We start from the raw sequence: 7780 nt of genomic DNA, 5'->3' as shown, positions 1-7780 counted from the left end.
GGCTCAAAGTGATAGGCCTCGATCAGGCGACGGGATGACCACCGCGCGGCCCACCTCGAGAAAGCGAGGGGGCAGCGGCGAGGGGTGGCCATCCCGGAGCCTGCCGGTCCGGCGAGGACAGCTTTTGTTTTATGGCGTTCGTTGACCGCGGCGGAGCGGCAGGGCGGGTTCTGCCGCGGCTTCTACTACGGGTTCTGCCGCGGCTTCTACTACGGGTTCTGCCGCGGCTTCTACTACGGGTTCTGCCGTGGCTTCTACTACGGGTTCTGCCGTGGCTTCTACTACGGGTTCTGCCGCGGCAGGGCGGGTCCGACCTCCCCCGCCCCTCCGGTGGGAGTTTCAGTCGCCGCCCGGGTTTGTCAAGGCGGGAAAGCGTGCCTTGACAAACCCGATCGTCGACTGAAGAGAAGGCTGGGATGAGGGGCGGGGGAGGTCTGGTGACGTCGTTGGTCGGCCTGCGTTGCCGGCCGTCAGTTCGCGCGTGGCCTGTGGACAGCCCTTGCGGAGGGCGCCGGTTTTGTCAGTGCCCTCCGCTGGCGTGGAAATCGGGGGCTGCTCAGCCCCGGCCCCGGGCGAACCTTGCCACGTGCTCCGCCGGTTCCTCGCCCCGGCGATCACCGGTCCTCGTCCCTGCGATCACCGGCCAGGCCGACATGAGCGGTGGTTGCTGCCCGGCAGCCGATGTCGTCAGGGTGAGTTGGCCAGGTGGGCCAAGGCCGACCGCAGCACCCGCCGGGCTTCCGGGGCCAGACCGGCCAGCTTCCGCTCCTCCACCTCGCGGATCCCGGCCCGGACCGCCGCGTACCGCCGGATCCCCTCCGGCGTCAGCCGCACCACCCGCGCGCGGCGGTCGGCCGGGTCCGGCTGACGGACCACCAGTCCCTCCGCTTCGAGCGCGTCGAGCAGGGCGATCAACCGGGTCTTGTCGTAGTGGATCTGCTGGGCCAGCACCAGCTGGCTCGGCGCCGCCCCGGCGGCCAGCGCCGACAGCACCACGTACTGCCACATCGAGAGGCCGTGCCGCTCGAGCACCGGCCGCTCGGCTTCGGCCAGGCTGCGGCCCGCCCCGGCGCAGAGGGCTCCGAGATCGTCGTCCTCGTTCACCGGCGGGATTTTACGCGTGGACAGATCGTACGCAGGTGCGTATCGTTTTCGCCATGACACCCACGACTCTCGGACGCGCCGAAACCCGCTCCATCTCCATCGCCACCCCGCCGGAGCGGGTCGTCGAATACCTGGCCGATCCTCGCCACCTCCCTGACTGGGCGCCCGGCTTCGCCACCGCGGTCGACCACGACCACGACGACATCTGGCGCGTCCACACCGAAAGCGGCCCGCAGCGGGTCGCCGTGCGGGTCGCGGCCGAGCACGGCGTCGTCGACGTCGTCAGCGCCGACGCCCCGAACCTCGGCCTGTTCACCCGCGTCGTGCCGAACCTGACCGGCGCCGAACTGATCTTCAGCCTGTTCTTCCCCGACGGCACCGACCCGTCGGCCGTCGACGCGCAGATGGCGGTCGTCGGCGAGGAGCTGCGAGCCGTGCGCGAGCGCGTCGAGAGCGGCCGGTGAACCGGGACGTCCGCTCCGACGGCCTGTTCGGCGTGCCCTTCCTCCTCACCGGCCTCTTCCGCCGATGAGGTCGGTGAGGTCGATGAGGAGGAAGGCCCTCTCACTCAGCCCGCCGCGCAGAGCACTCCGTTGAGGGTGAACGCCGTCGGCAGGATGTTCGGCCCGCTGTAATCGGCGGTGAACCCGACGTCCACCCCCGCCGCCGGTGGGGCCGATGACGAGACCGTCACCGTCGTGCCGTTCTGGGCCCAGGTGCCGCTCCAGCCGCCGGTGAGCCGCTGCCGCGCGGTCGGCCAGCCGAACGTCAGGGTCCAGTCCCCCACCACGCCGGTGGCGGTGACGTGGATGCCGCCGACGAAGCCGCTCGCCCAGTCGGTCACGTCGGTCATCCGGACCGTGCAGCTGCTCGCCGACGGCGCGCCGGTCGTGAGCGTCAGCGGTGGGGAGGCCGCGGACACGTTCCCGGCCGTGTCGCGCGCCAGGACGTTGACCGTGTACCGGCTGCCCGGCACGAGGTTCCCGACGTCGAGCGACGTCCCGGTCGTTTCGCCCCACTGTTCACTGGTGGTGCCGACCTGCCGGTAGACCTCGTACTTCGCGATCGGGTGGGCGCCGGGCGCGGCCGCGGGCCAGCTGATCGTCGCGGTCCGGTCGGTCGCCGTCCCGGCCGGCTGGCCGGGCGTCCCGGGCCCGCCGGACGCGGCGGCCGCCGGGTGCAGCACCACGGTGGTGAGCGAATACGGCGGCAGCGTCTGGGAAGTGCTCGTCCCGGCCGTGGCGCTGCTGATCGCCGTCGCGCCGTTGGTGAAGGTGAACACCTGCGGCGCGGCCGCGGCCGGCGTGTAGCCCGCGTAGTCCAGGGTCACCGTCCTGGCCTGGTCGGGGTCCTTGTTCAGCAGCAGCACGGCGAGGTCGCCGTTCGGCCGCCGGACGGCGTGCGCGCCGACGAGCGGGTCGTCCGCGGCGGCCCGGACGTACTGGTCGCCGGGGTGCGCGAAGGTGCTCAGCATCTTCAGGCCGTAGTAGGGCGCGAACGGCGTGTTGAGCGCGGGCTCGCAGGCGCCCCCCTCGAGGCAGGTCGCGCTGGAGAGCAGGCCGGAGTCGCCGTAGTCCGGGTAACCGGCCACAGTGGACAATTTCGTCCCGCCGTTGTGCGTGTCCCACCAGTCGACGGTGAACACACCGTTCTCCAGCAGCGAGCTGTAGGTGTCGGCGGCGAACAGGGCGCCGGGCTGGGTGTCCATGCCGACCGGCGTGTTCGTTTCGGTCATCGAGATGCCGATCCGGCCGGAGTTCGCGCCCGCGTACCGCGTGATCTGGTCGCGCGCCAGGTAGATCATGTCGGTGATCTGCTCCGGCTTGGCGAGGGCTTCCGACGCCGTCGAGCCGCTGGGGTACCAGTGCAGGATGACGAAGTCGATGTGCGGGCCGGCGATCGACAGCACGGTCTGGTTCCAGGTGGCCGTGTCCCCCGAGCCGACGATGCCGTCCGGCCAGTTCGCCGGGGTCGTCAGCACGGCGCCGATCTTGACGCCCGGATCGACGGCCTTCATGGCGTCGGCGTAGGCGACCACTCCGTTGGCGTAGGCGGCAGGGCTCTTGTCGGCGTGGTTGTCGGCTTCCCAGTTCGCCCCGTAGTGCCCGTTGCCGTACAGCTCGTTGCCGATTTCCCAGTACTTGACGCCGTAACCCTTGGTCACGTTGGCGTACCGCACCCAGTCCGCGGCTTCCCCGGGCGTGCCGGTGCCGTAGTTGGCGATGATGATCGGCTGGGCGCCTGCTCGGCGCACCCCGCCCATGAAGGTGTCGAAATCGGTGTTCGGCGCCACGTACCCGCCCGGCGCGGTGTTGTCCTTCCAGTGGTAGATGTCGCCGTAGGAACCACCGGGGTACCGCATCGTGCGGACACCGGCGGCGCCGAACAGGTCGGCCACCTCGTCGGTGCCCAGCTGGCTGTCCCAGACCGCGTGGTTGATGCCGATCCCGGTGTCCGGCACGGTGGCCAGCCCGGCTCGGGCGTTGACGGTGACGGTCGCCGCGGGCGTGGTCGCCGCCCCGGCGGTACCGGCGGCCGGCACCGCCCCGGCGAGCACGGCGATCACCGGCCACGCTGCCCAGCGCAGACGTCGAGCTGTCATGAAGGTCCATCCTCACTCGTCGGGCACGAACGGATGACTGGGAGCGCTCTCAGCGAGAGAACCACCGAGGGGGCCCGAAGTCAACGGAAGTCGCGCGAGGGTCCGGTCCGCATCGAAAGATCGAGGTTTTCGATGCGGTCGGCGACGAGCGTGACGACGCCTTCGCCCGCTTGGACCAGCCCGCGGACGAGCAGTGCCGCGCTGGTGTGGGCGACGAGCCGCCGGCGCTGCCAGAGGCCGGGCGAGACGAGGACGTTGGCCATGCCCGTCTCGTCTTCGAGGTTGAGGAAGGTGATCCCGCCGGCCGTCGCGGGGCGTTGCCGGTGGGTGACCGCGCCGCCGACCCACACGCGCGTTCCGTCCCCGGTCCGCATGAGCTCCGCGACGGTGATCGCGCCGCGCCGGTCGAGGAGTTCGCGCAGGTACTCCACCGGGTGGCTGTCCGGGGAGACGCTCGTGGCCCACAGGTCCGCCGCCGTCACCTCCAGCCGGGTCATCCCGGGCAGCGCGGGCGCGTCGAGGCCCGGCGCGAGGCCGGGCAGGTGCCCCGGCCGGGTCGCCGCGGCCGCACCGGCAGCCCACAGGTCCTGGCGCCGGTCGCCGCCGAACCCGCTGAACGCGCCCGCCGTGGCCAGCGCTTCGGCGGCGTTCTTCTTCAGCCGCACCCGGCGGGTCAGGTCGCCGATGCTCCGGTACGGGCCGTGGGCCGCGCGTTCGGCGACGACCTCCTCGGCGAGGTCTTCGCCGAGGTGGCGGATCGCGGCGAGACCGAGCCGGAGCGCGACGCCGCCGGTGCTCCCGGCGTCCGGTTCGAGGGTGGCGCCGGCGAGGCTCGCGTTGATGTCGGGCTCGCGGATGCGCACGCCGTGGCGGCGGGCGTCGGCGACCAGGGACTGCGGGCTGTAGAACCCCATCGGCTGGGCGCGCAGCAGCCCGGCGCAGAACGCGGCCGGGTAGTAGCGCTTGAACCACGCGGACGCGTACACCAGCAGCGCGAAGGACATCGAGTGCGCTTCGGGGAAGCCGTACCCGGAGAAGGCGTGGATCTGCTCGAAGATCCGGGTGGCGAGCTCGCGGTCGAGACCGTTGGCCGCACAGCCCCGGAAGAACCGCGCCATCAGCGCCTTCATCTTGACGCTGGACCGCTTGGCGCCCATGGCGCGGCGCAGCTGGTCGGCTTCGGCCGGGGTGAAGCTCGCGACGTCGACCGCCATCTGCATCACCTGCTCCTGGAACAGCGGCACCCCGAGGGTGCGGTCCAGGGACGCGGCCAGCAGCGGGTGCGCGTGGTCCCATTCTTCGTCGCCGCGGCGGCGCCGGATGTAGGGGTGCACCGAGCCGCCCTGGATCGGGCCGGGCCGGATGAGGGCGACTTCGACGACGAGGTCGTAGAACTTCCGCGGCCGCAACCGCGGCAGGGTCGCCAGCTGCGCGCGCGATTCCACCTGGAACACGCCGACGGCGTCCGCTTCGCAGAGCATGTCGTAGACCGCCGGGTCGGCGAGGTCCAGCTTCCCGATGTCCACAGTGGAACCGTGGTGCTCGGCGACGAGGTCGATCATGTGGTGCAGCGCCGAAAGCATGCCGAGGCCGAGCAGGTCGAACTTGACCAGCCCGACGGCGGCGCAGTCGTCCTTGTCCCACTGCAGGACGCTGCGGTCCTTCATGGTCGCCCACTCGACCGGGACCACTTCGGACACCGGCTGCTTCGAGAGCACCATGCCGCCGGAGTGGATGCCGAGGTGGCGCGGGAAGTCCTCGATCCGCGCCGCCAGGTCGAGGACGTCGTCCGGGATCGCCCCGGCCGCCTGCCGTTTCGTGGCGGCGACCCCACCCCAGCGGTCCACGAGCTTGCCGTAGGCGTCCTGCTGCCCGGGGCTGTGGCCGAGCGCCTTCGCGGCGTCGCGGATCGCCGACGGCGCCCGGTAGGTGATGACGTTGGCGACCTGCGCGGCGTGGAACCGGCCGTGCTTTTCGTAGACGTACTGGATCGCTTCCTCGCGGCGGCCGGACTCGATGTCGACGTCGATGTCCGGCGGCCCGTCCCGCTCCGGCGCGAGGAACCGCTCGAACAGCAGGTTCCACTTCACCGGGTCGGCGTGGCAGATCTCCAGCGCGTAGCAGACCGCGGAGTTCGCGGCCGAACCCCGGCCCTGGCAGAGGATGCCGGATTCCCGGCAGAACCGGACGATGTCCCAGACGACGAGGAAGTAGCCGGGGAACCCGAGCTTTTCGATGACGGCGAGTTCGTGGTCGAGCTGGGCGTAGGCCTTGGGGTTTTCCTCCCGCGGCCCGTAGCGCTTCGCCGCGCCGTGGCGGGTCAGCTCGGTCAGGAACGACATCTCGTCGTGCCCGGCCGGGACCGGGAACGGCGGCAGGTCCGGCGCCACGAGGTTGAGGTCGAACGCCACTTCGACGCCCAGGACGGCGGCGCGGCCGACGGCGCCGGGGTAGCGGCGTTCGAAGCGGCGCCGCTGTTCCATCCCGGACCGCAGGAACGCCTGCCCCGACGGTGGCCGCCACCCTTCGAGGTCCTCGGCCGGCCGCCGGGCCCGGACCGCGGCGACCACGTCCGCCACGACGGCGTCTTCGGGACGGGCGTAGTGGACGTTGTTGGACACGACCGTCGGCAGCCGGAGCTCGCCGGCCATCGCGGCGAGGAGGTCGTTGGCGGTGTCGTCGCGGGGCTGCCCGTGGTCGATCAGCTCGACGGCGACGTGCGACCGTCCGAACCGGTCCACGAGCCGCCCCAGCTCGGCGCGCGCGGCGGCCGGGCCCCGGTGCGCGAGCGCCTGCCGGACGGCCCCCTTGCGGCACCCGGTGAGGACGACGACGTGCCCGGCCAGCTCATCGGCCAGTTCGTCGAAGTTGTAGAGGGGCCGTCCCTTCTCCCCACCGGCGAGCTGGGCGCGGGAGATGACGCGGCACAGCCGGTGGTAACCGGTCTGCTGCCGGGCGATCACCAGCAGGTGCGACCCGGCCGGATCGGGCACACCGGCCTGCGGAGCCGGCAACCCGAGGGAAAGTTCGGCCCCGAACCCGACCCGCACCCCGAGCTCCCGCGCGGCGTCGTTGAACCGCACGGCACCGTACATGCCGTCGTGGTCGGTGAGGACGAGCGCGTCGAGTTCGAGCCGTGCGGCCTCCTCGACGAGGGTCTCCGGGTGCGAGGCACCGTCGAGGAAGCTGAAGTTGGAGTGGACGTGCAGCTCGGCGTAGGGCGCCCGGATCCGGTCACCGCCGTCGTCCCGCCCGCGCCGGTTCCGCAGGTCTTCGGGCGCGCCGGCATAGGCTTCCCGCTTGCGCGACCACGCCGGGGCGTCGTTGCCGTCCCCGGGCACGGGCGGCCGCCCGGAGGCGATCCGCTCCACTTCGGACCAAGGCACGCTCGGGTTGTTGAACGCCAACGCCAGCTCCCACCGATTTCGCTGTGGGGAAGCCAGCGACTACTGTTCGAACACAGGGACGAATACCGCGGTCCGATCCTGCGGCGGGGGTGCGGCCGGTGTCAACTGTGGACGGACCGGAGTCGTGTCGGTCACAGCCGGACGCCGGACTTCGAACGCACGGGTCAGCCGTACCACCTTCAGCCGCTGGTGGAAGTCGGCGTCGACCACCCTGATGAACGCCCACCTGACGACGGTGACGACCTCGTATCCCCCGGCCGGGGGATACGAGGTCGTCAGCGCGACGGCGGGCGGCGCGGTCGTCACCACCGCCGCGGCGCCCAGCAGCGCGGCGGCGAGCACGGCCGCGGTCCGGCGCCGGGTGGTCAAGACCGTTCCTCCGCGCCGGCCGTCAGGACCGGCTGCGGCACAGCGATTCGCTCTTCCAGCAGTCGCCGGAGGCCGTGTTGCCGTGTGCCACGTCGGTCAGCTCGATGATCACGTGCTGGATCCCGCCCGGCTTGTCCGTCGACAGCGACACATCGGACCCGGTCCCGCTGCCCGGCGCGGCGGCGGCCACTGCGGCGACCGCCTTCACCCGGTGGCCTGAACCGCGGCGGCGCACCTTCGTGCTGGTTCCCATCTCGGATCCCCTCTCGTCGACACATGGCCGGTCGGCGACGGGAGC

6 protein-coding genes are annotated in these 7780 nt (G+C 71.8%); 1 reads left to right on the top strand and 5 read right to left on the bottom strand.

Features of this window, described 5'->3' with window-relative positions; genetic code table 11:
* Positions 1–687: 687 nt before the first annotated feature.
* Positions 688–1104 (bottom strand): MarR family winged helix-turn-helix transcriptional regulator, encoded by a 417-nt coding sequence (locus ACFVYA_RS39305; protein WP_387052297.1) that lies wholly within the window; start codon positions 1102–1104, stop codon positions 688–690.
* Positions 1105–1157: 53 nt separating this feature from the next.
* On the opposite strand from ACFVYA_RS39305, the gene ACFVYA_RS39300 reads away from it, so the two are divergent.
* On the top strand, positions 1158–1568 hold the full coding sequence (locus tag ACFVYA_RS39300) for an SRPBCC family protein (RefSeq protein WP_285985596.1): 411 nt from the start codon (positions 1158–1160) through the stop codon (positions 1566–1568).
* 104 nt (positions 1569–1672) lie between these two features.
* On the opposite strand, the gene ACFVYA_RS39295 is transcribed toward ACFVYA_RS39300, so the two are convergent.
* The 4 genes from ACFVYA_RS39295 to ACFVYA_RS39280 form a co-directional block, all read right to left on the bottom strand.
* A complete protein-coding gene (locus ACFVYA_RS39295; protein WP_387052295.1) occupies positions 1673–3706 on the bottom strand; it encodes a cellulose binding domain-containing protein in 2034 nt (677 codons plus the stop codon).
* Between the two features lie 80 nt (positions 3707–3786).
* Positions 3787–7113 (bottom strand): error-prone DNA polymerase, encoded by a 3327-nt coding sequence (locus ACFVYA_RS39290; protein WP_387052293.1) that lies wholly within the window; start codon positions 7111–7113, stop codon positions 3787–3789.
* Between the two features lie 39 nt (positions 7114–7152).
* On the bottom strand, positions 7153–7482 hold the full coding sequence (locus ACFVYA_RS39285) for a hypothetical protein (RefSeq protein ID WP_387052291.1): 330 nt from the start codon (positions 7480–7482) through the stop codon (positions 7153–7155).
* 22 nt (positions 7483–7504) lie between these two features.
* A complete protein-coding gene (locus tag ACFVYA_RS39280; RefSeq protein WP_387052289.1) occupies positions 7505–7735 on the bottom strand; it encodes a hypothetical protein in 231 nt (76 codons plus the stop codon).
* Positions 7736–7780: the final 45 nt, after the last annotated feature.

The organism is Amycolatopsis sp. NPDC058278 (assembly GCF_042881395.1).
In the GTDB taxonomy this organism is placed as follows: Bacteria; Actinomycetota; Actinomycetes; order Mycobacteriales; family Pseudonocardiaceae; genus Amycolatopsis.
Note: the sequence above shows the minus strand (reverse complement) of the source record. Positions and strands in the feature narration are given on the sequence as shown.